Annotated in this window: 21 protein-coding genes; 14 read left to right on the top strand and 7 right to left on the bottom strand. The window is 38.5% G+C overall.

The features are described from left to right. Window positions 1–4 precede the first annotated feature (4 nt). From lgt to E4O01_RS06605, 4 genes are all read left to right on the top strand, one after another. The gene (gene lgt, locus E4O01_RS06620) at window positions 5–1,003 is read left to right on the top strand and encodes a prolipoprotein diacylglyceryl transferase (RefSeq protein WP_253694991.1); all 999 of its coding nucleotides are present in this window, start codon (window positions 5–7) and stop codon (window positions 1,001–1,003) included. Continuing rightward, complete coding sequence (locus tag E4O01_RS06615) at window positions 1,000–2,988, top strand: NAD(+) synthase (RefSeq protein WP_253694990.1); 1,989 nt, start codon at window positions 1,000–1,002, stop codon at window positions 2,986–2,988. Before lgt ends, E4O01_RS06615 begins: the two co-directional genes overlap by 4 nt. Before the next feature lie 10 nt (window positions 2,989–2,998). Further along, window positions 2,999–3,628, top strand: coding sequence for a DedA family protein (locus tag E4O01_RS06610; RefSeq protein ID WP_253719348.1), 630 nt, complete (start codon window positions 2,999–3,001; stop codon window positions 3,626–3,628). 100 nt (window positions 3,629–3,728) lie between these two features. After that, a complete protein-coding gene (locus tag E4O01_RS06605) occupies window positions 3,729–5,003 on the top strand; it encodes an ATP-binding protein (RefSeq protein ID WP_253694988.1) in 1,275 nt (424 codons plus the stop codon). Between the two features lie 56 nt (window positions 5,004–5,059). Here E4O01_RS06605 and E4O01_RS06600 read toward each other — a convergent pair whose 3' ends face one another. The 5 genes from E4O01_RS06600 to E4O01_RS06580 form a co-directional block, all read right to left on the bottom strand. Beyond that, window positions 5,060–7,054 carry an ABC-F family ATP-binding cassette domain-containing protein gene (locus tag E4O01_RS06600; protein ID WP_253694987.1) on the bottom strand — a complete coding sequence of 665 codons (1,995 nt, stop codon included), beginning with the start codon at window positions 7,052–7,054 and terminating at the stop codon, window positions 5,060–5,062. Between the two features lie 5 nt (window positions 7,055–7,059). Further along, window positions 7,060–8,367: an SH3 domain-containing protein gene (locus tag E4O01_RS06595; RefSeq protein ID WP_253694986.1), complete on the bottom strand. Its 1,308-nt coding sequence runs from the start codon at window positions 8,365–8,367 to the stop codon at window positions 7,060–7,062. A gap of 21 nt (window positions 8,368–8,388) precedes the next feature. Continuing rightward, a complete protein-coding gene (purQ, locus tag E4O01_RS06590) occupies window positions 8,389–9,204 on the bottom strand; it encodes a phosphoribosylformylglycinamidine synthase I (protein ID WP_253694985.1) in 816 nt (271 codons plus the stop codon). Further along, a complete protein-coding gene (locus tag E4O01_RS06585) occupies window positions 9,204–9,905 on the bottom strand; it encodes a late competence development ComFB family protein (protein ID WP_253694984.1) in 702 nt (233 codons plus the stop codon). Before E4O01_RS06585 ends, purQ begins: the two co-directional genes overlap by 1 nt. A 66-nt stretch (window positions 9,906–9,971) precedes the next feature. Further along, complete coding sequence (locus E4O01_RS06580) at window positions 9,972–11,210, bottom strand: HD domain-containing protein (protein ID WP_253694983.1); 1,239 nt, start codon at window positions 11,208–11,210, stop codon at window positions 9,972–9,974. A gap of 207 nt (window positions 11,211–11,417) precedes the next feature. Here E4O01_RS06580 and E4O01_RS06575 point away from each other — a divergent pair, with 207 nt between their 5' ends. Further along, window positions 11,418–12,128 (top strand): flagellar filament outer layer protein FlaA, encoded by a 711-nt coding sequence (locus E4O01_RS06575; RefSeq protein ID WP_253694982.1) that lies wholly within the window; start codon window positions 11,418–11,420, stop codon window positions 12,126–12,128. A gap of 20 nt (window positions 12,129–12,148) precedes the next feature. Next, window positions 12,149–12,886 carry a flagellar filament outer layer protein FlaA gene (locus E4O01_RS06570; RefSeq protein ID WP_253694981.1) on the top strand — a complete coding sequence of 246 codons (738 nt, stop codon included), beginning with the start codon at window positions 12,149–12,151 and terminating at the stop codon, window positions 12,884–12,886. 96 nt (window positions 12,887–12,982) lie between these two features. On the opposite strand, the gene E4O01_RS06565 is transcribed toward E4O01_RS06570, so the two are convergent. After that, window positions 12,983–13,579 (bottom strand): DUF8091 domain-containing protein, encoded by a 597-nt coding sequence (locus E4O01_RS06565; RefSeq protein ID WP_253694980.1) that lies wholly within the window; start codon window positions 13,577–13,579, stop codon window positions 12,983–12,985. 95 nt (window positions 13,580–13,674) lie between these two features. After that, window positions 13,675–13,914 carry a hypothetical protein gene (locus tag E4O01_RS06560; protein ID WP_253694979.1) on the bottom strand — a complete coding sequence of 80 codons (240 nt, stop codon included), beginning with the start codon at window positions 13,912–13,914 and terminating at the stop codon, window positions 13,675–13,677. A 116-nt stretch (window positions 13,915–14,030) separates the two neighbouring features. Here E4O01_RS06560 and E4O01_RS06555 point away from each other — a divergent pair, with 116 nt between their 5' ends. The 8 genes from E4O01_RS06555 to E4O01_RS06520 all read left to right on the top strand — a co-directional run bounded on the left by E4O01_RS06555 (window position 14,031) and on the right by E4O01_RS06520 (window position 23,295). Continuing rightward, the gene (locus E4O01_RS06555) at window positions 14,031–15,755 is read left to right on the top strand and encodes a cation:proton antiporter domain-containing protein (protein WP_253694978.1); all 1,725 of its coding nucleotides are present in this window, start codon (window positions 14,031–14,033) and stop codon (window positions 15,753–15,755) included. A 268-nt stretch (window positions 15,756–16,023) separates the two neighbouring features. After that, window positions 16,024–16,332: a nucleotidyltransferase domain-containing protein gene (locus tag E4O01_RS06550; protein ID WP_253694977.1), complete on the top strand. Its 309-nt coding sequence runs from the start codon at window positions 16,024–16,026 to the stop codon at window positions 16,330–16,332. Further along, entirely contained in the window at window positions 16,320–16,805 is a 486-nt protein-coding gene (locus tag E4O01_RS06545) for an apurinic/apyrimidinic endonuclease family protein (protein WP_253694976.1), read from the top strand. The genes E4O01_RS06550 and E4O01_RS06545 overlap by 13 nt, the downstream gene beginning before the upstream one ends. Before the next feature lie 20 nt (window positions 16,806–16,825). Then, entirely contained in the window at window positions 16,826–18,127 is a 1,302-nt protein-coding gene (aepX, locus tag E4O01_RS06540) for a phosphoenolpyruvate mutase (RefSeq protein WP_253694975.1), read from the top strand. Then, window positions 18,128–19,264, top strand: coding sequence for a phosphonopyruvate decarboxylase (gene aepY, locus E4O01_RS06535; RefSeq protein ID WP_253694974.1), 1,137 nt, complete (start codon window positions 18,128–18,130; stop codon window positions 19,262–19,264). It abuts the gene before it with no gap. Then, entirely contained in the window at window positions 19,257–21,107 is a 1,851-nt protein-coding gene (locus E4O01_RS06530; RefSeq protein ID WP_253694973.1) for a 2-aminoethylphosphonate aminotransferase, read from the top strand. Before aepY ends, E4O01_RS06530 begins: the two co-directional genes overlap by 8 nt. Window positions 21,108–21,202: 95 nt before the next feature. Then, window positions 21,203–22,420, top strand: coding sequence for an ATP-binding protein (locus E4O01_RS06525; RefSeq protein WP_253694972.1), 1,218 nt, complete (start codon window positions 21,203–21,205; stop codon window positions 22,418–22,420). A 23-nt stretch (window positions 22,421–22,443) separates the two neighbouring features. After that, window positions 22,444–23,295 (top strand): ABC transporter permease, encoded by an 852-nt coding sequence (locus E4O01_RS06520; protein ID WP_371819640.1) that lies wholly within the window; start codon window positions 22,444–22,446, stop codon window positions 23,293–23,295. The last annotated feature ends 4 nt before the right edge of the window (window positions 23,296–23,299 follow it).

Raw genomic sequence — 23,299 nt, 5'->3', positions numbered from 1 at the left:
TAAAATGCTTTTAGCTATACAATATCCTTCATGGCTTCATCCGGAAATTATTCCGGGGCTGCCTTTTTTACGCTGGTACGGTCTTATGTACCTTGTTGCCTTTGGAATTGCTTATTTTTTGTTCTCTTATCAGGTAAAAAAAGGAGAATTTGAAAAGTATTCCGGCAGTGAAAAAGCTATGACTCAAGATGATATTGCCGATCTTTTTATCTGGGGAATTTTAGGCCTTATTTTAGGGGCTAGAATTTTCGGAACCCTTGTTTATAATCCCGAAACCTATTTAAAAGCTCCTTGGCTCATATTTTGGCCTTTTGCAAGGGATGGGGAAGGCCGCTTGATTTTTACGGGTCTTCAAGGTATGTCCTATCACGGCGGCTTTATAGGCGGTTTTTTAGGGGTTGTGCTCTGGGCAAAAAAATATAAATTTAAATTTGCCGCTGTAGCAGACCTTATGGCTGTCTCTATACCTCTTGGTTATACCTTCGGACGTTTAGGTAACTTCGCAAACGGAGAACTTTACGGGAGAATAACTACCTCTAAAATAGGCATGATTTTCCCGCAAGCACCGTTTTTTGACCGTTTTTATTTGAGTGAAAGCTGGGTAAGGGATTTTGCCGAAAAAGCCGGTATCGCCGTACAGGAAGGCGCTGCCATGATAAATCTTCCCCGTCATCCGAGTCAGCTCTATGAGGCCTTGTTTGAAGGAATTGTGCTTTGGCTTATCTTATGGCTTCTTCGCAAAAAAAAGCCATTTAACGGTTTTTTGGTTTGTGTCTATACCTTGGGCTACGGTTTTTTTAGATTTTTTATAGAGTACTTCCGCCAGCCTGATGCAAACAAGGGATATCCCATATCCTTGGGAACCGGATCTGCAAATATTTATGTTTACGAATCATGGAAAAACATATCGACAGGACAGATTTTATGCGCCCTAATGATTTTAGGTTCTCTTGCTGCGACGCTTATTCTTTATTTGCAAGACAAAAAAAAGGAAAAAAAATGAATAAAAAAAAAGGCTTTGATTTTTATATTGAAGAGCTGGGGTTTTACCGTTTTGCGGTTTCTTCTCCTAGAATTTCCCTTGCAGACTTGGATTTAAACTTAAGCCTTCATATTCAAGAAATTAAAAAAGCCGAAAAAGAAGGTGTAAATCTCATTCTTTTTCCTCAGCTTTCAATCACAGGAGCTTCTTTGGGTTCCGTTTTTAAACAAAACCTTTTAATCGAAAAAGCTTGGGAGACTGTTTGCAGCATAGCCGAGAAGACTTCGTCCTTTTCCGTTTTGTCCGTTATCGGTTTTCCTTTTTTATATAGACAAAGACTTTATACTTGCTCGGCCATAATAGGCAGAGGTAAAATATCGGCTATTGTGCCGCATGGTCCTGAGGAATTTTTAAGCTCATTTTTTTATGATTTTAAAGAAGATCCTTGCCATATTTCTATTGGCGGCGAAAATATTCCCTTTGGGAAGCATCTTAAATTTATTGTAAGCTATGGGGCAGAGTCTTTGAATCTGCCGAGCAAGGATTTTTCCTTTTCCTTTGATCCCGATTCTTGTTCGGATTTAATTTTAAATCCTCTTGTTCAAAGGACTCGGCCTCTTTTCGATTCAACACTAAGACAAAGATACAAAACTCTTTCGGCAGAAAAAAACTCGGCAGTTCTTTTTGCAAACTGCGGAATAGGGGAGCCGGTTTCCGATTATATTTTTGCAGGAGAATGCGGCATTTATGAAAACGGAAAAGAGCTTGAGTTTACCTCGTTTGTAAAAGAATCTATTTTAAAAAAAGAACCCTTTTCTTCAAAAAAAGAACTTTATTTGGCTGCCGATGTTGATATTTCATTTTTACAATCCTTTAATCGTTCTTTAAGTTATAATGCCGCCGATTGGGAAATTTTAATCGAAAAAGAAAGACTTCAAAATAAAAAAGTCTTGAATCGGTCTGTAGCAAAAAATCCTTTTTTACCGGATTGTGGTGCTGTTCATAAAAAATTTATTTATAAGAACTTTTTTTCGGAACTTATTTTTCTTCAAAGTGCTTCGCTTGCAAGGCGGCTTCAATTTATAGGCTGTTCAAAATGTGTGGTAGGCATTTCAGGAGGCTTGGATTCTTCATTGGCTCTTCTTGTAAGTGCTTATTCGCTTAAACTTCTGGATGCCGATTTAAAAAATATCCATGCCGTTACGATGCCGGGCTTCGGTACAACCGAAAAAACAAAAAACAATGCCTTAGAACTTGCAAAAATATTGGGCTGCACGGTTTTGGAAATTCCTATAGATAAGGCTTTGTTACAGCATTTTTCGGATATAGGGCAGGATATCAAAAATCACGATATTGCTTATGAAAATGCGCAAGCCCGTGAGCGGACCCAAATTTTAATGGATAAGGCAAATCAAATCGGGGGCATCATGATCGGTTCCGGAGACTTGTCAGAATCGGCTTTGGGATGGATGACCTACGGGGGCGACCAAATGTCGATGTACGAGGTAAATTCTTCGATTCCTAAGACCCTTTTAAAAGATTGCATATTAAGCTTTGCCGATGATAAGATTTTTTTTGAAGATGAAAAGAAAAATGCCGCATTTTTTGAGATTTTATCGAGTATAATAAATACGCCTGTGAGCCCTGAACTTCTTCCGCCTAAAAACGGAGAAATTTCTCAAAAAACTGAGGATATAATAGGCCCCTATGAACTTCACGATTTTTTTATTTATCATGCAATAGGGAACGGTTTTTCTCCTAAAAAGGTTTATTTTCTTGCTCTTGAAGCTTTTAAGGATTGTGCTTATTCCAAGACCGAAATTTTAAAATGGCTGAATATTTTTTACAAGAGATTTTTCTCTCAGCAGTTTAAAAGATCATGCTGTCCGGAAGGAGCCTCTGTTACGGGATTTTCTCTTTCGCCTCGCGGCGAGTGGATTATGCCGTCCGAAATATCGGTAAAAATATGGCAAAAAGAGCTTGAACTTTTAGTTAAAATGATGTAACATAACTTACATGTTGACAGCGTTTTTGAATTGGATAGGTAACTATATAACTTATTTCCCCTTGGTAGTGTTTCTTGGTTTGATTTTAGGCGGTTTTAATGTACCTATTTCTGAAGACGTACTTGTCGCAATGTCGGCTGTTCTTTCTCAAGGTGAAAAGGCTTCCATTCCGCATTTTTTAATTGCGCTTTATGCAGGAGCGATTATAAGCGACTGTATGGTTTATTTTTGGGGAAGACTTATTTCGAAGGGCTCTGTATCTATGGGGCTTTTTTCGAAAATTATCACCAAAGAAAATACCTACCGTCTTTTAAAAGCTCTTCAAAAACACGGGGTGTTTACCTACATAGTTTGCCGCTTTATTCCTTTCGGTGTCAGAAATGCCGTGTCAATGACAAGCGGCTTTGTAAAATACCCGTTCTATAAATTTTTCCTTTATGACTTAATCGCTGCAATATGTAATATTACGGTATTATACAGCCTTGTTTACTTTTTCGGCAGTAAGGGCGGGGATTTTATGAAGATATTCGGTATCGCAATGTTTGTAATCTTTTTGGCTGCAGGCGCCTATCTTGTAAGTTCCGGAAAGCTATTCCAATTTGCCGACAAAAAACTCGATCAAGAAAAAAAACAAAAATAATCCTAGTTTCTTAATTTTACCACATACTCCTAATATATCGGATTATTATTGCAAAATCTATCGGATTAGTATATAATTTATTTAGAGGGAATTTTATAGGATGAAGATTCAAAATTATATCCCCCGTGCTGTGGATGACAAAATAGATTTATATTTGACTCTCTTTGGTGCCGTCTGTATAGAAGGGCCTAAATGGTGCGGTAAAACATGGTCTTCAGCCTATCACAGTAAGAGTTTTTTTTATCTGGGTTCACCGCAAGGTGCTTTTCAAAACAGAAAAATGGCTGAAATGAGTCCCGATATTGTATTTGAGGGAAAGACACCGCGTCTTATCGATGAATGGCAGGATGTTCCTCTTTTGTGGGATGCAGTCCGTTTTGAGGTGGATAAAAGGAATAAAAAAGGGCAATTTATACTTACAGGTTCAGCAACTCCCAATCATAAGGGAATTTTACACAGCGGTGCCGGACGGATAGGCAGATTGAGAATGAGACCTATGTCTTTGTATGAGTCAAAGGATTCTACAGGAGAGGTGTCCTTAAAAGAGGTTTGTGAGGGAAAACCTTGTTTTTCCCCAATAAAAGAAGTTGGGTTACTTGATATTATAAATCTTATAATCAGAGGCGGGTGGCCTGCAAATGTAGGCAATAGCGCTAAAAACTCATCAAAAACGACAGCAGAATACCTCTATGCCGTTTTAGAAGATGATGTGTTTAGAATTGATGGTATAAAAAGAGATGCTTCAAAAATGAAGCTCCTCCTTAAATCCCTTGCCCGAAATGAAAGCAGTACGGCATCAAACCGTACTCTCAAAAACGATATTAGCTCCGCCGATTACGAGGATATCGATATAGAAACTACTGCAACCTATCTTGATATCTTTGATCGTCTTTTTTTAACAGATAATCAAAGACCTTTTTCTCATAATATGAGGTCTTCGGTGCGCATTAAACAAATGGAAAAAAGACATCTTGCTGATCCGTCACTTGCTTGTGCTCTTTTGGGGGCCGGAGAAAAAACTCTTTTATCCGATTTGTCTACATTGGGCTTCTTGTTTGAAGCCTTGTGTGAACGAGATCTAAAGGTTTATGCCGATACCTTTGATTCTACAGTATATCATTATCAGGATTATAAAAATAGGGAGATAGATGCGGTCATCGAAATGCAGGACGGTTCTTGGGCCGCATTTGAAATTAAACTCGGCGCCAATCAAATAGACGAGGCCGCCGCAAACCTTATTAAGATAAGGGATAGTTTAAAAGCCGAGGGCGCAAATTATCCGAAAGTAATGGGGGTTATATGCGGCTTGGCAAGTGCTGCATACTGCCGTAAAGACGGAGTGCTTGTAATCCCGATAACTTCGTTAAAGTGGTAAAGGAGTCTTACAGTGTCGAAAGCTCTTTTCAGGAGGGCTGTTAAGTTTTTTAACTTTTAAAGACTATTTTCCAATTTGCCGGCAGCCTCTGCCCAGCTTTCCGAAAGCTCCTCAGCCCTTGCTCTCAGCTCCTCTATTTTTTTCTGAACGGCTTTACTTTTTTCGCCGTTGGAGTAGACTTCAGGCTCGGCTAAAAGGGCTTCATTTTCGGCGATTTCAGCTTCGCATTTTTCTATTTCGGTTAAAAGCCGCTCTTCTTCTTTTTCTAATTTTCTTCTTTCCGAGCGGAGCTTTTTTTGCTCCTCATAGGAAAGCATTGAAGCTTTTTTAGGCGGAGCCGAGCTTGCCGGCTGAGCTGCTGCTTGAGGTTTTGTTCCATTTACGGAAGTTTTGGAATCGTCCTCGGCTTTTTCTTGTTCAATGCGGTAAAGATAATAATCGTATGTTCCCGGAAAATTCCTTACCCTTGAAGGCCGGAATCCTTCTTCATCGGCTTTGAGTTCCAAAACCCGCGTTGCAAGGTCTTGTATAAAACCCTTGTCGTGAGACACAAAGATTACGGTTCCGTCAAAGCGTTTTAGGGCATCCAAGAGCACATCTTTGGAGTGTAAATCCAAGTGGTTTGTAGGTTCATCCAAGATTAAAAGGTTCAAGGGTTTTAAAAGAAGAAGGAGGAGGGCCAGTCTCGATTTTTCTCCTCCGGATAGTACCGAAAGGCTCTTATAAATATCGTCTCCTCTGAACAAAAAGGCTGCTAGCATATCATATAGTTTAGGAACAAGTTCGGTAGGGGCCGAGCGTTCGAGAAGGTCTATTATGCTTTCGCTTCCCGTAATGGTCTCCGATTCGTCTTGAGAAAAATATCCCATTTTAACCCCGGCACCTTCTTTTAAGTTCCCCGTAAAATCTTTATCTTCTCCCGCAAGAATACGCAAGAGAGTTGACTTTCCTGCTCCATTTTTTCCGGCCAAAACAAGGCGTTCTCCCTTTTCGACGGTTAAATCCAAATTTTCAATTACCCTGTGAGTACCGGAAGCCATCCTATAAGCTTTGCTTATTCCTTCTGCCTGTAGGACTATTTTACCCGAATGAGGTGCCGGAGGAAAACTAAAGCGGATTTTTTTTAGGTGTTCGGGAAGCTCAATCCTTTCCATTTTTTCGAGCCGCCTTATTCTGTCCTGAACCAAAGCTGCCCGGCTTTCAGTATACCTGAATTTACGGATAAAGTCTTCGGTTTTGGCAATTTCTTCCTGCTGCTGCTCATAGGCTTTTATAAGGCCTTCAACTTCAACAGTCCTTATTCTTTCATAATCGCTGTAAGTTCCCTTATATTTTTTTAGGTTTCCCTTAAAAAGCTCGTAAGTTTCGTTTACCGTTTGATCCAAAAAGTAGCGGTCATGGCTTACAAGTAAAAAGCCTCCCTTAAATTTTTTGAGCCAAAGTTCAAGCCAAGAGCGGGCTTCAATATCGAGGTAGTTTGTGGGCTCATCAAGAACAATTATGTCGGAATTTTGTAAAAGAACCTTTGCTAAGGCAATACGCATTTGCCAGCCGCCTGAGAACTCTTGGACGTTCTTATTAAAATCGGAAGAAGAAAAGCCCAAGCCGCGTAAGGTTTCGTCGATAAGCCCTTTTTTTGAATTCCAGCCTGAATTTTCAAGTCTGGTCTGCAAGGCGTGATAATCGTTTGCCAAGACGAGGAGTTTTTGCTCATCCTTTTCGGTTTTCATCTTTTCGCCAACCTCATCCATGGCCTTGATAATATCGTAGCCGTAGGCAAAGGCGGTTTCGGCTTCTTCCGCCAAGGTTTTACCCTTGTGGACTATCCCTGACTGCGGTAAGTAAGCTATTGATGTATCTTTTTCTGAGGCTATCTCCCCTGAGTCGGCTTTTATCTGACCTGCAACGATTTTCATTAAGGTAGACTTCCCGCAGCCGTTTGCTCCCGTAAGAGCTGCCTTGGTTCCTGCCGTTAAAATAAGAGTAACGTCTTTTAAAATGTCTCTGTCGCCGAAGGCGAGAGATATCTTTGAAAGCTGAATAAAGGGCATGGCTTTTAATCTGCAGAAAAGAATAAAATTACCGGATTTAGGCTTCTGCGCATTACAATATTATCTTTTATTCCTGAAGGTTCTACTGCTTCAAGGCGTAGGCCTTTGGAGGAAATACTGTACATAAACACAACAGGTTCTGCCGTTTTTTCAAATCTAAAACTCAAAGCCCCCTGATAGTCGGTTGAAAGCTTTTTATCCAAAAAATTCTTTATGCTTACCTTTCCCGAAGAACCTGCTCCCGAGGGTATAATAGAAGGAGAGATAAGGGTATAACCGCTCCAAATAAACTGACCATCGGACATTATTTTTAATGAACCGAAATTTTCCGATTTAAATTCTGAGGAAGTTTTTGCTATTTTGTCTATCAGCATCTCCCGTCTTTTTATTTCTTTATTGATTATATCTTCGGGTGTGGCATTTAAGGTTATAAAATTTTCCAGCCTGTGTTTTCCGTTTTTATCCGAAAATTCAATAGTTATAATATCCTTTCCCCTTATCTGCATCGAAAGATTTGAGCCTTCAAAGTTGTATTTATTTCCTGTCTTGATGACCCTTGTGTAGGGAAAAGAAATTTTCGTATTCTCAAGCTCAACTCTGGCAATACCGGAGCGCAAGCCGGGAAAAAAGCCCCATGTTAAACTCATTTTATCGAGGTCGATTTGTCTATTGTTAATCATCTTGCGGTAGTTTTCGGGATACCAAAATTCGCTTAAAATCGCCTCAAGTTCTGCATCAGTTTCTTGAGCTAAATTCGCATTTTCCGAAGTTTCTTTATTTGTTTCGTCGTAGATTGCAAGATTATACGAAAAACACCAGCCTTTTATACCGTCTCCCGTCAATACCCTGTACCATTGACCGTCCATCGGTTTTCCGCCTTTTAATACAGGAACTCCTTCGCCCAGCCAAAGAATTTTAACAATCTGTCCTTCTTTTAATCTGTATACAGGAGCGGAGTTATTATCAGGATCTGATCTCATAGGAAGCCCATCCAACTTAACTTTCGCATAATTGTGTTTTTGTTCTGCAAGTTTAGATTGAAATTTGACGGCTTGTTTTTTTGATTCAAAAAAACTTAACTGCCAAAGCGGAATTTCGACCCTGACACTCGTTTTTTCGTTTAAGCCTACAATGTAAACCTTTTCTATGTTTGATCTTACATAAACCGGAATAATATCGCCTGCAGTAAGATTGTATTCGGGAATAGACCAGTTTACTACTCCGTATCCTATTTTATTTGAACAGGAAACGGCAAAAATCGTCAAAACTAAAATAAAAAAAATCGGTTTTATTTTTTGAAAAAAATTATTCATGTAAATACCTCAAGATATTTTTTAAATAACGTAATTTACTCCTGCCTTCCACATATCAAGGCAGAGTTTTGTGCGTTCTTTTTCAAGTTCCGAATCTCTTTCCCTTATAACCACGTTATTTTCGGGATGGGGCATGAGGCCCAGCACATTTCCCTTTGTGTTGCATATGCCTGCTATGTCTGCAAGAGAACCGTTAGGATTAAAAGGGTATTCTCCGTTTGCAGGAATCCCCTTATCTGCATCTTTTCCTCCGTAGAGAAGGGCTGCTTGTCCTTTTTCGAATAAGCTGTCAAGAGTTTTTTGTGAGCCGGTTAAAAATCTGCCTTCCCCATGGGCTATGGGGCAGTGTATATTGCCTTTTAGGTCCTTTGTCCAAATGCAATTGGATTTTTGAGGAATCATAGTTGTAAATCGGCACTCAAATCTACCCTGTTTGTTATAAGTCAGGGTAGCCTGTCTGTTTTTATAGGCATTTTTTTCTAAGACGATTTTACCGTATTTTTCTTTGCCGGGGAGGATGCCCGATTTTACCAAAACCTGAAAGCCGTTGCAAATTCCTATGACGGGTTTTCCCGTTAAAACGAATTCGCTTACCTCATCAAAAAAATAATTGCTTAAATCCAAGGCAAATAACTTTCCTGCTCCAAGGGCATCTGCATAAGAAAAACCGCCCGGAATTACAAGAATTGCATAATCTTTCCAATTTTTTTCTTTGGATTTAAGTTTATTTATATGCACAATTTCAGGTTCGGCCCCTGCAAGTTCTAAGGCTCTTGCAGCATCTCCATCCCTATTGGTACCTGTTGCATGTAATACTAAGGCTTTAGGTTTAGTCATTAATCTTCCTCACTGTGTGTACATAAAAATAAATTTTTAATTTGATAAAAATTTGAAGAATCCAAAGGTGCATTTACTCTGTCTTCAGCCGTTATATCCAGTTCAAAAGAAAAGTTGGTCGGATCAAAACCTTCTTTTTCTGCCTTTAAGACAAAAATAAATTTTTCCGTATCTCCTGCTTTTTTTGCAGGCACTGCTTTGGGGCAGAAAGTATAGGCTCCCGGTGTTTTGTCTGATATTGTGTACGGATTATCCCACAAAATACTCATTTGAGGAACCAGTTCGCCGTTCATTTTAAGGCTTATGGTGACATCTTCCATGGGGTTAAAGTTGCTTCCGTTTAAAACATTCCCGGTAATTGCAGGAAAGTTAAAAACGGGAGCGTTTTCGTTTTCGAGCATAGGTTCATGGTCGTGAGGCCTTTGAGTAGAAAGAACCCTGTGCATACCCTCAATTACCAGGCTCGTAATATCTGCCATTATCTGAATTTTTTCGTTCTTTTCGAATTTTAAAAAATGAGCCAAACCTCTTCCCGATTTTATATAACGGGGTTTAACCCGATTGAGTACATAGCACATAGTATCGATTCTGCATTGCATACAACTGCATGTAAGCCAGCTTTCATTTTTTTCTTCGGCCTCATCAAATACTTTGTTGACTTCGGTATATACCAAGTCTTCCATAACATTATGAATGATCATAAATACTCTCCTTAGGTTAATCCGCTCATAGGTTTATCAAAACTGCTAATCTATTTTACCCGATATTTAAAAAATCGGCAAGATTGTTTGAGGAAGATTTATAACTTTTTTGTGAATTTTGTCTGAAACTGCGACCCGTATTTTTCGTAAGGAAGGAACTAGCGTTTTTATAAATTCTTTCGAAAACACGGTAGAACTTTCAGTAAATACCTTCTTTTCATCCTCTATAAAAAGATCGGATTCAAAAGAAATACGTTCGGGTATGTCGATTATAATTTCTTCATGGCCGATGTTCATTCCTGTTTTGGCCGAAAAGTATTCGGCCAAAATTTCTTCAGCTTCTCTTCGTTTATGGAGGTCTTCCAAATCCTGATGTTTTGGGTTTTCGGCTTTAAAATCTTCTTCGGCTATGATTCGGTATATTTTACCGATGCGCAAGTCTTCGGCCGGTTTCTTTTCGGGATAAGTGCTTTTTTCCAAGAGTCTGAAAATACCTTCATCGTCCTGATGATAAAGAGCTTCGGGGCAAAATTTTTCCTTTTCCATTCCGGCAAATATAGCTTTTTTCATCATAGCGGTCGCTATACGTACGTCTTTGTGCCAATAAACCGACTTATACATCAGATATTTTGAAAATAAGATACTTTCAACACTTAAAATTGCCTTTGATTCTATTTTTATCCCGTTTTTTTTATCCGGAAGCAGCTGGGAAAGAATAAAGTCGGTGTCCTGAATTCCGTAAGGAACACCGCAATAAAAAGCATCTCTGTTAAGGTAATCCAGTTTATCGGGATCAAGAACTCCCGAAAGAAGCTTTTGAAAAAAGACCGTTTCGGCATCTTTTTTACCTTTTCCGCTTATTATGGCTGCTGTTTGTTCAGGGTCTGCTCCGGTTTTGGCTGCTGCAGAGCGCATGGGCTCTTTTAAAATCAGCTCTCCCGTCAGATCTTCATGCTCTTTTAATTTTAATTCTTTTAAAGAGTGAGTAAAAGGAAAATGCCCGAGATCATGGAGTAGGGCAGCCGTTAAAAATGACATCGCTCCCTGCTTTGAAACCCAAGCATCAGCCCCTTTTTTTAATAAAATATTGAGCATTTTTAAGGCGGTATTGTAAACTCCTATACTGTGCGAGGCTCTTGTATGGCTTGCTCCCGGATATACCAGTTCCGCCGGCCCAAGCTGTTTTATATTGTACAGGCGCATAAAGGGCTTTTCTTTGGTAATTGCATATAATTCGCCGCTCATCCATATGTGTTTCCATATCGGATCGCGAATTGCTTTTGAAAAATTACTTAATTCGGTCATAAGGCGATTGATATTCTAACATAAATTTGGTATAATGTCGATAACAGGGATTTTATATTCAAAAACCCCTGTAGAAACGGATGTAATTTGCCGATACTGACTATGTGTGTTTATTTTTTGCAGAAAATGTTGTTTTTTGTTTGACAAATAATGTTTTTTACAATATAATACAACACAGAGTTTGAAACGAAACAAAAGGAGTTATACATGAAACATGGCGGTTTAGTTTTTGCGGGCATTGCTTTAATGTTGTTGTTCGCATTTGCACCTTTAACGGCGCAGAGTGGTTCGATTAATTATCAAACTTATATGGTTGATACATTTGACAATCCTGACGGTCAGGGTTGGGCTTATCAGCCTGTTGGAAGCAAATTTATTACTGAGGGTTATCCTAAGATTCAATATCTTGACGGTATGCCCCGTGCTGTAAAAGTAATGAATAATGATGATGAAAATGCTAAATTTCTTGGGTTGGAGTTTAAGTTTAACCGAAAAGGCGATAACTGGGTTGACATTGTTCCTGCTAAAGACGGCAAGCCCTATGAAATCCCCTTTAAAGGAAATATACACCGATTGGATATGTGGGTTTGGGGTGCAGGATATTACTACTACATCGAAATCCTCGTACGAGATTGCGAAGGACGAACTCATACATTGCCCTTAGGTCCCGTTAACTTTAAGGGATGGAAAAATATGCATGTTACCGTTCCTACAAACATTCCTCAGGCATCCAAATATCTCGGAAATAAAAATAAACTTACTTTTGTAGCTTTTAGAATCAGAACTGCTCCTTTTGAAAGAGTTGATTCATTTAAGATATTTTTTGATGAATTTAAAGCCTTGACAGACGTGTTTGTCGATTCTTATGACGGATATGAATTGGCTGATTTGTCTATCGATGGTGAAAAAACCGAATAGGTGCGGTGTGGAGGTAAATAATGAAAAAGAGTATAGCTATAATTTTGTTTTTGGCAGGATTTGTTGCATTTTCTTTTGCTCAGCAAAACGACAACTTTTCTACAATAGAAGCTGCTGACCCGAATAAAGTCGGTGTTGATTCCGCTCAGCAGAGAATTAAAGAAGTTTCTATCGAAAAGTTTGAAACTGAAGGCACTTGGTATTCAATGATGTCTGCAGATGAAGGTGTAATACGATCCAGACTTTTTAACGGTAATCCTATGAATAAGAAGCCCATTCCTGCAGAGGAAGGTCTTGAGCTTACCGATGAAAAGGTTTTAGGTGTTAAGGTTTCATTTTATCGACGCGGACATAATTCTTTTGAAGTTCATGCGACAAAGGCTCTTCCCGTAGAAGGAATTGCCAAGACTGCAAGTGTTTGGGTTGTAGGACGAAGTTATCCGCATACCATGAAACTCATAGTAGAAGATTTTTGGGGAAAAAGATTTGAGCTTTATGTAGGAAAATTAAACCATTCAGGTTGGAAGCTTATGACTGTTGCTATCCCGCCGCAGAATTCTGCCGGTAAAACAGGTATTATCCAAAAAGATTATCACTATGGAACAAGTATGGGACTTAAGATTGTAGGTTTCAGAATCGAATGCGATCCGGAAGAAGCTTACGGTCATTATTATATCTACTTTGATGATCTTCGTGTCGTAAGCGACTTATATGAAGTTGATATGCGGGATGAAGACGATATGTCCGATAACTGGTAAAATAACTTTTACGGGTAAAAGGCTTTTTATTTGTAAAATATAATTTTTATTCTAAAAAGGGTTAGAACTTTTTATTAAAGAAGTTTTAACCCTTTTTTATATGTCATTAATTTTTCTGTATAGTGTAAATCTGCCTTCTTTACCTGCGGAGCATATAATTTCAGTTTTTTTTAAAAACCAGCTCGTATAAGAAGCGTGTTTTTTTGCTCCCAGTTTTTTTATATCGTTATTCGTAAATTCTTCAGGGAGAAGGTTTAAAACTTTTTTGCATATTGCTTTCATATTTTTATAGTCTTCAATTCTATGTATTTCTATGAGCTTTTTGTTTATAATTCCGTATCCTTTCTTTTTTTTGGTATCCGTATCGGATTTTATAATCTCACAGCTTATATATACAAGTTTAAAACTTAAATTTTTATTGTCTATCAGATGGTAAACCCCCGACATTTCCTTAAAAATTTGAAAAAATGAGCCATGCTTAGGACTTTTTCTTGTACATTTTGTTGTTCCGTCAGTATTTATAACCCTTATGTACGAATCTTCGGCTATTGGATAGACAATCATAACCTTGTGTTTAGGTAAAAATTTTTCTAATTTTGACCGCAGTGCACTCAAATTTGAAGTTTGTATCTCTATGACTTTTCCGTTATCGCAAAGAATATCACAGATGCTTCCTAAAAGAGCTTGTTCCATCTTGGCCTTTTGAGGGCAAAAATGCTCTTTCAGGCTTTTGTGTAAGTCACTTTCGTTATAAGTATTTATCATTTATTGCGTATAGTTTTAAGTGTTTAAACATAATTTAAAAGTTCTTCTGCATCGAGCTGTTCGACAATATAAATGATTTGAACTATTCCTCGGTTTTCGATAGTCCGTTTACTTTGTACCTGATAAACGATCATCTTATTTGTAGGAAGTCTTTGCGGCAGCTCATTTCCGTTTATATCCAAAAAAGTTCCGACCGATACCGGGCCGTTAATTTCTTGTTTTTCTCCATCAGGATAGATAATATAGTATTCATATAAGGTCATAGAAAAGAGTTTATACTCTTTTTTAAACCTTGTCAATTTATCAAAATTGAGAAATTTGCGTTTTATACCGGTATACTTATTTACTTTTTTTTTTGAATGAGCTATTATTTACAATTATGAATAAATTGGCTGAATTCCTTCCCGCTTTTATGCACTTTTCACGGCTTGAAAATACAAATCTCATTTTACTTTTGGGAATAATTTTACTTTTAGGCGCCATCGGCGGAACCTTGTTTAAAAAATTAAAGATACCTCAGGTTGTAGGTTATATTGTGATCGGTATCATAATAGGACAGTCGGGCTTTCAGATTTTGTCTGCACAAATAATTACGGCTTTGGATCCTTTGTCAGGTATAGCCCTTGCTCTTATAGGTTTTTTGATCGGAGGAGAGTTAAAAACCAAGGTAATCAAAAAATATGGAGCTCAATTTGTCGGTATTTTGATTTTTGAATCCATAGTTCCGTTTATAACGGTTTCAAGTGTAGTTTCCGTTGTTTCATATTTTGTTACAAAGAATTTTCCGGCTTCAATTTCTTTAGGATTGATTTTAGGCGCTATATCTTCGGCGACGGCTCCTGCTGCGACCACGGATGTTTTGAGAGAAAACAGAACAAGGGGGCCTTTGACTACTACAGTTTTAGGTATTGTTGCTATGGATGATGCCGTAGCTTTGGTTTTGTATGCACTTGCTTCATCGATAGCTGCCTCTCTTTTGGGAGCACAAACTGCAAGTTTCGGAAAACAAATTCTTTTACTTTTATATAATATCTTCGGGTCTATTTGTTTGGGCAGTATAATAGGCTTTTTTTTAAGTCTCATAATCAGAAATATGATGACCGATCCCGGCCGTATCTTAGGCTTTTCTTTAGGTTGTCTCCTTCTTTCTACAGGGATTGCTTATCTTCTCAGCCTTGATACCATTTTGGCTGCGATGGCTTTGGGTTTTTTTATGGTTAATTTTGCTCCGGTAAAAACCCGTTCCACTTTCACATTGGTAGAAAATTTTACTCCTCCCATATATGTGCTGTTTTTTGTTTTGGTGGGAGCCAAATTGAATATTTGGAATGTTACACCCTTTGTTGCGCTTTTAGCTCTTTTATATGTTTTTTTACGCACATTTGGGAAAACAATAGGCTCTATCATGGGATCTTGGCTTACAAAGGCTCCGGAAACAGTCAGAAAGTATTTGCCGTTTTGTCTTTTAAGTCAGGCCGGTGTTGCTATCGGTCTTTCTATTTCGGCCGGACATGATTTTTCTGATACAATAGGACCGACTATTCTGCTCATAATTACTGCAACAACCTTTATAGTCCAGTTGGCCGGTCCCATATGCGTAAAATACGGGGTAAAAAAGTCAGGAGAATGCGGTCTGGATATTACCGAGGAAGATTTGCTATGTACATTATCAGTCGGGGATGTTGTATGGAATGGAAAAACAATCTGCTCTTCAGATTCTCCTGCAATAATTCCTGAAAATATGCCCTTGAGTGCCATAATAGATTCTTTTAGCCGCAGCCCTAACTTAAATTATGCCGTTAAAGATGCCGACGGCTGCCTTGCCGGTATGATAAGCCTTGAGCATCTAAAAGAAACATTGACAATGACGGCTATCTATGATTGTGTTTTTGCAATGGATATTATGCAGCCTGCAAATACTTTTTGTTCCGCAAAAACAGGTCTTAAAGATTTATATGAACTTTATACCGAAAAAGATATTTATGCGGTTCCCATAATAGGCGATAATGGGGAGCCTTTAGGCATGGCCGAAAAAGAGATGGTGGATCATTTTTTACATCGAAAAATTATCGAATTGCATAAAACGGCTTATGAGCCGGATTAGGCATTTTTTTTATTTATTTTTAGAAACCTATTGAAAGTCTTTAATTTTTAGTGTATTATCGGGTGACGAGGTTTTTTTGCAACTGAATCTGTTTCGGCGATCTTTTGCAGGCGGCCGGTAATTTGTTTTTGATTAGCTTTTTTATAAAAACTATAAAAAAGCAATGGTTTTTTGTGCTCTTTTGAAAAATAAAGAGCTTTTTTTATGCTCAAAACCTTTCCAAGCTGCCTGCAGATGAGTGATTTTAAGTAAACGACATGGGATTTTTATGCGTTTAGATGAATGGTCGAAGAATATTATAATAAATGCTATTTGTAAGAATTTTCCTGAAGTTTTTAAGATAATTCTTTTCGGTTCCCGTGCTGATGACGGTAAAAAAGGCGGAGATATAGATCTCCTGGTTGAAACTCCCTCCGAGCCTTCCTCAGCTTTTAGGGAAAAGATTAATGCCTTAGCCGAAATTCAAACCAAACTTGGAGAACGGAGGATTGATCTTATCACTTCATACGGAGTAGAGGATAAAAGATTGGTTGTAAAAAATGCGTATAAGGATGGTCTTGTTTTATGGGAGAGGTAGAAAGATTAAAGCTTATTTCTGCTAAAGAGGAGTGTGAAAAACACGAAGCAAGGATTTTAAAAGCTTTAGGATGTTTAGAACCTTTTTTTCCTCTTACCGAAAATAGCATTAATTCTTTTGATGATGAAAGAGTTGCCGTTTTAGATCAGTTTTTGTACAGGTTTTCAAAATTACAGGATTGTATCGGATTAAGATTAATTCCTGCCCTCTATGAGGTGTTGGAAAACGATGATAGAATAATTCCGTTTATCGATGTACTTAATAGGCTTGAAAAATTAGGCTTATTGTCTTCCGTAAATGATTGGCAGTTTTTTAGGGTCATCAGAAATAATCTTGCCCACGAGTATCCTGAACGAGAAGAAGATGTTGTTGAAGCATTAAATCTTCTTTTTTCTTCTTGGGATCGTTTTAGAACCCTGTATCAGCCTCTTATAAAAAAGGCTGAGGAGCTAACTAAAAATTTTAAAATATAATCTTGCAAGGAATTTTATTTATGGAAAAAACAATTTATCTGGGACTTACCGGAGATATTATTCACCCGGGGATTATAAACATCATCAATGAGGGTGCAAAACACGGGCATCTGATAATCGGCTTATTAACCGACAGTGCAATCGTTTCACATAAACGGCTTCCGTATCTCACTTATGAGCAGCGTAAGCAAGTTGTAGAAAACATAAAGGGTGTGAGCGAAGTTGTCCCGCAGGAAGACTGGTCTTATGTTCCGAACTTAAAAAAAATAAGACCTGATTTTATTATTCACGGCGATGATTGGAAAACCGGCTCTTTAAGTAAAATCCGCGATGAAGTTATCGAAGTGATGAAAGAATGGGGCGGCAAAGTTATTGAAGTTCCGTACACAAAGGGAATCAATTCAAGTGCGCTTGCTTCAAATATGCACAGCATAGGCACTACTCCCGATATAAGAAGGAAAACCTTGCGCCGCCTTATTGAAGCTAAGCCCATAGTCCGAATAATGGAAGCTCATTCCGGCCTTTCAGGTCTTATTATCGAAAACCTTGAAGTGCAAAAAGATGACGGGGTTCACCGCTATGACGGAATGTGGTCTTCAAGCCTCACCGATTCTACCAGTAAGGGAAAACCCGACATTGAAGCGGTTGACCTTACAACCCGTCTGCAAAGTTTAACAGACATTCTTGAATGCACCACTAAGCCTATTATTTATGACGGAGACACCGGCGGAAAGCCTGAACACTTTGTTTTTACTGTCCGCACCCTTGAGCGTAACGGCGTTTCTGCAATTATAATTGAGGACAAGGTAGGCTTAAAAAAGAACAGTCTTTTCGGTACGGAAGCAAAACAGGAACTGGCTTCTGTCGAAGAGTTTTCTCATAAAATTTCCGAAGGAAAAAAAGCGCAAGTTACAAAGGACTTTATGATTATTGCCCGTCTTGAAGCCTTAATTGCAGGCGGTACTGTGGACGAAGCCTTGGAGCGCGCCTTTGCCTATGTAAAAGCCGGTGCCGACGGCGTTATGATTCACAGTAAGGAAAAACACGGAAACGACATAAAAGAGTTTTGCGGACGCTTTAGAAAGGAATACGAAAAAGTTCCGATAGTTTTAGTGCCTACTACTTACAATCAGTTTACTGAAAAAGAATTGGCTGCTTGGGGTGCAAATATAATCATTTATGCAAACCACATGCTGCGCGCTTCGTATCCTGCAATGCTTAAAGCGGCTCAAACTATTTTGGAAGCTGAGCGCTCTTTAGAAGTGAATGAATTGTGTCTTTCGATTAAACAAATTTTGGAACTTATTCCGGGAACTAAATAAATGATAAGACCTCAGTTTTTTTATGAATTGCTAAAAGAAAACGGCACTGATTTTTTTACGGGTGTGCCCGATTCTCTTTTAAAAAACTTTTGCGCATATTTAACCGATACGGCGGGAAGTAAAAATCATATTATTGCAGCCAATGAAGGCTGTGCGGTAGGGCTTGCCGCAGGGCATTATTTTGCAACGGGAAGCGTGCCGCTTGTTTACATGCAGAATTCCGGTTTGGGAAATACGGTTAATCCTCTGCTGTCGCTTGCGGATAAAGAAGTATATTCAGTGCCCATGCTGCTTGTAATAGGCTGGCGCGGGGAGCCTAATGTGCATGATGAGCCGCAGCATATCAAACAAGGCAGGGTAACTTGCTCTCTTCTTGAGGCAATGGAAATACCCTATTGCATTTTAAAAGAAGAAGAACAAGAAGCCCAAGCGCAAATCAGCAAGGCTTATGTGCACATTAAAACTGAAAGTTCTCCGTATGCCGTAATTATTAAAAAAGGTACTTTCGATTCTTATAAATTAAAAACAAATGAAGCTGTTCCCGCCGAGATAAGCCGCGAGGAAGCAATCGAAAAAATAATACTGAATGCTCCTTTAAATGCCTGTTTTGTTTCCACCACGGGGATGGCATCACGGGAGCTTTACGAGCTGCGCGATAAGCATAGCCAAGGTCATGCCAAAGATTTTTTAACGGTAGGCTCTATGGGACATGCTTCGCAAATTGCTCTCGGAATTGCTTTAAGTAAACCCGATAAAAAAGTCTTTTGTATAGACGGAGATGGAGCTGCAATTATGCATCTTGGAGCATTGACTACGGTGGGCACACAAAAACCGAAAAACATGGTACATATAGTTTTGAATAACGGTGCACATGATTCTGTAGGCGGTCAACCTACTGTAGGAAGAAAGATTAACCTGTGCGCTGTTGCCGGCTCTTGCGGTTATGATAGGGTTTTCTGTGTTAAAACCCTTGAAGAGTTAAACTCACAGTTAAAGGAATTATGCACAAATGCCGGTTCCGTTTTTATCGAGGTATTAGTATCTAAGGGGGCGCGGCAGGATTTGGGAAGACCCAAATCTTCTCCTATCGAAAACAAAAAGGCTTTTATGAATTTTTTGGAGGATAAAAATGATTAAACAAGCTGTAATTTTGGCGGGCGGTTTGGGCTCGCGTTTAAAAGATAAAACAAAAACAATGCCGAAAGGATTTTTGGAAATAGGCGGCACTCCGATTGTAGAGCAGTCGGTAAAAAAACTCCTTGCACAGGGAATTGAAAAAATTATAATCGGCACCGGACATTGCAGCGAATATTATGAGCGGCTTGCCGAAAAATATTCTGCAATTACAACTGTAAAAAATGAAAACTACGCAAATACCGGAAGCATGGGAACCCTTGAAGTGTGCGCTCCTTTTGTGGACGGAAGTTTTTTACTTTTAGAGTCCGACCTGATTTATGATTCTGCCGGTTTGTTTGTGCTGATAAACGATGCTCGGCGAAATCTTATTTTGGCAAGCGGTGCTACCCAATCCGGAGATGAGGTGTATCTTGAAGCTGATGACAAGGCTTGTCTTACAGGACTTTCTAAAAATAAGGATTCTTTAAAAAATATTTTCGGAGAACTTGTCGGTATTACAAAATTAACCAAATGTACATTGGATAAGATGTGTGAGTTTGCACAAGCTCATCGCGGCGATTTACCTAAGATGGAATATGAACATGCTCTTTTGGAAACTGCTAAAACCGAAGCCGTTGCAATAAAAAAAATTGAATACTTTGTTTGGAGAGAAATAGATAATGAAGAGCATTTAGAGATGGCTGTAAAAAATATCTATCCTCATATAATCGAAAATGAGCAGCTGCGTGCAGTACGCAGGGAGGTGCTTCTTAATCCCGGCCCTGCAACCACTACGGACAGCGTAAAATACGCCCAAGTCGCCGCCGATATTTGCCCGCGCGAAAAAGCATTCGGAGACTTAATGCAGTGGCTCTGCGATGAACTTAAACTGTTTGCGCTCGCTCCTGAAACCAATCCCGCCGAATACGAAACCGTTATGTTCGGCTGCTCCGGTACGGGGGCTGATGAGGTTATGATTTCTTCATGCATACCTGACACCGGACGGCTTTTGGTAATAGACAACGGTTCCTACGGTGCCCGCCTTGCAAAAATTGCAGAAGTTTATAAAATCCCGATGGATGTTTTTAAAAGCTCAACTTATGAGCCGCTTGATTTACAAAAACTTGAAGAGGAGTTTGCAACAAAAAAATACACGCACCTTGCCTGTGTCTACCATGAAACAACGACAGGTCTTTTGAATCCCTTGCATATTATCTGCCCTATGGCAAAAAAATACGGCATGGTTACGGTTGTGGACGCTGTCAGTGCCTATTGCGGAATGCCTATGGATTTAAAAACTTTGGGTATTGACTTTATGGCTTCTACCAGTAACAAAAATATTCAAGGGATGGCGGGCGTCGGCTTTGTCATTTGCAATAAGGCTGAGCTTGAAAAAACAAAAGATTATCCCATGCGGAATTACTATTTAAACCTTTATGACCAGTATGCCTACTTTACAAAAACGCACCAAACCCGTTTTACTCCTCCGGTACAAACCATGTATGCACTGCGTCAGGCTGTGCTTGAAACAAAACAGGAAACAGTGCAAAAGCGGTATGAGCGTTACAGTGAATGCTGGAAGATTTTGGTTGCAGCCGTTAAAAAACTCGGTCTTAAAATGCTGGTAAAAGAAGAACATCAAAGCCGGTTTATTACGGCAATTTTAGAGCCTGAAACTCCTAAGTACAGTTTTGACGCCTTGCATGATTTTGCTGGGGAACACAGTTTTACGATTTATCCCGGGAAACTTGGAAACATCAATACTTTCCGCATTGCCAATATAGGTGATATTCAGCCGGAGGAAATGCGCAGATTTACCGTAAAACTTGAAGAGTATATGAAAGGTATTGGAGTTGGGGTATAATACTCCATTTGTAATGGCATAAATATGTTGATGATATCGACATATTTATGCCATTACCATTGACATATTTTATTTTTTGTGTATACTTTTAATATATGCAAAAGGCGAGATTAAGTGAGATATATTTAAGTCAAGTTGAAAGCATAAAAGATACCGATGACGGTGTTTTTCGATTTGCCTTAAATTTTCTTCCGGATATAAAAAATCATGCTCTTGTTATAAGCGGTGTAAGAAGGTGCGGTAAAAGCACTTTATTGCGTCAATTTATAAAAAAGACCGGAAAGCCGTTTTTCTATTTAAATTTTGATGATTTGCGTCTGCTTGAATTTTCAGTTTCGGACTACGGTATTTTAGATGAGATCATAGACGAAACCGGCATAAAGCTTATCTTTTTTGATGAAATTCAAACTGCAGCAAATTGGGAGCTTTATGTACGCCAAAAACTTGACCAGGGATTTAAAGTGGTGCTCACAGGTTCCAATGCTTCACTTTTAAGCAGGGAGCTGGGGACAAAACTAACAGGAAGACATATTGTTAAAGAACTTTTTCCTTTTTCATATTCCGAATACTTAACTTTTTCAAAGACAAAAAGAGGATATAATTCTTTTAAGAAATATTTTCAAATGGGCGGTTTTCCTGAGTATTTAAAATTAAAAAACCCCGAAATTTTAACACAGCTTCAAAAAGATATTTTATACAGGGATATAGCTGTCAGGTACAATGTATCGGATGAACGCTCTTTACAAAGACTCTATATTTTTTTAGCTTCACATGCAGGTTCTTTGATTTCTCCCAGCAAACTAAAAAATGTTGCCGGTGTAAAATCTCATACGACAATTTTGGAATATTTTTCCTACTTTGAAAACTCATATTTATTGAGTTTGGTTCAAAAATTTGCATGGTCGCAAAAAGCGCAAAGCCTTGCACCGAAAAAAGTTTATTTTACGGATATAGGTTTTATACGCACCGCCGGTTTTGCGTTTAGTGAAAATGCCGGGCATATTTTAGAAAACTTCGTATTTAACGAGTTGCGTAGAAAATACGGCAGTTTTGACGATAAGCAAATTTATTATTATAACGAAGGTAATTGTGAATGTGATTTTGTTATCAATCCGTATACTACCCCTATGTGTATTCAAGTGTGCTTAAAATTGGAGCATGATAACACGGAGCGGGAAATAAAAGGCTTATTGGCTGCAATGGATTTTTTTAAACTTAAAAAAGGTATAATCCTTACCGAGAATTCGCATGATGTTTTTGTACAAGAAGACAAAAGAATAGAAATCATGCCTGCATGGGAATATTTTGAATAATTTTTAAGGAACAGTTTATGACTATAACAAAAACGGAAGAATCTTGGGATTTAATTATTGAACCTAAGCGGAAACTTTTGGATATACCTATCCGCGAGGTAATAAGATATAGAGACCTGATAGTTCTTTTTATAAAGAGGGATTTTGTTACGCAGTATAAGCAGACAATTTTGGGGCCATTATGGTTTATTATAAACCCGCTTATCTCGACAGTAATGTATGCCTTCGTATTTGGCAATCTGGCAAAGTTAAGTACTGACGGCGTTCCGCATATTTTATTTTATTATGCCGGAACTATGTTATGGTCTTTTTTTGCAGGTTGTTTCACCGATGCAACGAATATTTTTGTAAATAATGCATCTTTATTTGGAAAGGTTTATTTTCCTCGTCTTACCGTTCCTATAAGTAATATTGCCGGTAATGTAACAAGAATATTGGTGCAATTTTTGTGTTTAATGGGCTTTTTTGTTTATTATTTAGTAACCTCAGATATTTTAAGACCTTCTTTGTTAGCTCTTCTTTTTCCTCTTATTTTGATTTGGATTGCAGCTGTTGCAACAGGCATGGGGATGGTTATCTCGGCTTTAACAACTAAGTATAAAGATTTAAGACTCCTAGTAAATTTTGCCTTAAATCTTGCAATGTATGCTACGGCTGTAGTTTATCCTGTATCTCAAATTCCTCAAAGGTTCCATTGGGTCTTATATGCTAACCCCATGAATGCTCCTATTGAACTTTTTAGGGTTTTGTTTTATGGGGCCGGTGGGATTCCAATGCAAGCAATTATTTCGAGTATTTTGCTGACTTTTTTCTTTTTATTTTTAGGGCTTATTATGTTTAATCAAAATGAGCGTAACTTTATTGATGTGGTGTAGGGGA

This window comes from Treponema sp. OMZ 790 (assembly GCF_024181285.1).
Lineage (GTDB): Bacteria > Spirochaetota > Spirochaetia > Treponematales > Treponemataceae > Treponema_B.
The sequence above is the reverse complement of the archived record's forward strand: the minus strand, read 5'-3'. Positions and strand labels throughout refer to the sequence as shown.

Excerpts from the sequence above, each read along its gene's own strand:
- lgt (WP_253694991.1), top strand. The coding sequence starts at position 5 with ATGCTTTTAGCTATACAATATCCTTCATGGCTTCATCCGGAAATTATT.
- E4O01_RS06615 (WP_253694990.1), top strand. The coding sequence starts at position 1,000 with ATGAATAAAAAAAAAGGCTTTGATTTTTATATTGAAGAGCTGGGGTTT.
- E4O01_RS06610 (WP_253719348.1), top strand. The coding sequence starts at position 2,999 with ATGTTGACAGCGTTTTTGAATTGGATAGGTAACTATATAACTTATTTC.
- E4O01_RS06605 (WP_253694988.1), top strand. The coding sequence starts at position 3,729 with ATGAAGATTCAAAATTATATCCCCCGTGCTGTGGATGACAAAATAGAT.
- E4O01_RS06600 (WP_253694987.1), bottom strand. The coding sequence starts at position 7,054 with ATGCCCTTTATTCAGCTTTCAAAGATATCTCTCGCCTTCGGCGACAGA.
- E4O01_RS06595 (WP_253694986.1), bottom strand. The coding sequence starts at position 8,367 with ATGAATAATTTTTTTCAAAAAATAAAACCGATTTTTTTTATTTTAGTT.
- purQ (WP_253694985.1), bottom strand. The coding sequence starts at position 9,204 with ATGACTAAACCTAAAGCCTTAGTATTACATGCAACAGGTACCAATAGG.
- E4O01_RS06585 (WP_253694984.1), bottom strand. The coding sequence starts at position 9,905 with ATGATCATTCATAATGTTATGGAAGACTTGGTATATACCGAAGTCAAC.
- E4O01_RS06580 (WP_253694983.1), bottom strand. The coding sequence starts at position 11,210 with ATGACCGAATTAAGTAATTTTTCAAAAGCAATTCGCGATCCGATATGG.
- E4O01_RS06575 (WP_253694982.1), top strand. The coding sequence starts at position 11,418 with ATGAAACATGGCGGTTTAGTTTTTGCGGGCATTGCTTTAATGTTGTTG.
- E4O01_RS06570 (WP_253694981.1), top strand. The coding sequence starts at position 12,149 with ATGAAAAAGAGTATAGCTATAATTTTGTTTTTGGCAGGATTTGTTGCA.
- E4O01_RS06565 (WP_253694980.1), bottom strand. The coding sequence starts at position 13,579 with ATGGAACAAGCTCTTTTAGGAAGCATCTGTGATATTCTTTGCGATAAC.
- E4O01_RS06560 (WP_253694979.1), bottom strand. The coding sequence starts at position 13,914 with ATGACCTTATATGAATACTATATTATCTATCCTGATGGAGAAAAACAA.
- E4O01_RS06555 (WP_253694978.1), top strand. The coding sequence starts at position 14,031 with ATGAATAAATTGGCTGAATTCCTTCCCGCTTTTATGCACTTTTCACGG.
- E4O01_RS06550 (WP_253694977.1), top strand. The coding sequence starts at position 16,024 with ATGCGTTTAGATGAATGGTCGAAGAATATTATAATAAATGCTATTTGT.
- E4O01_RS06545 (WP_253694976.1), top strand. The coding sequence starts at position 16,320 with ATGGGAGAGGTAGAAAGATTAAAGCTTATTTCTGCTAAAGAGGAGTGT.
- aepX (WP_253694975.1), top strand. The coding sequence starts at position 16,826 with ATGGAAAAAACAATTTATCTGGGACTTACCGGAGATATTATTCACCCG.
- aepY (WP_253694974.1), top strand. The coding sequence starts at position 18,128 with ATGATAAGACCTCAGTTTTTTTATGAATTGCTAAAAGAAAACGGCACT.
- E4O01_RS06530 (WP_253694973.1), top strand. The coding sequence starts at position 19,257 with ATGATTAAACAAGCTGTAATTTTGGCGGGCGGTTTGGGCTCGCGTTTA.
- E4O01_RS06525 (WP_253694972.1), top strand. The coding sequence starts at position 21,203 with ATGCAAAAGGCGAGATTAAGTGAGATATATTTAAGTCAAGTTGAAAGC.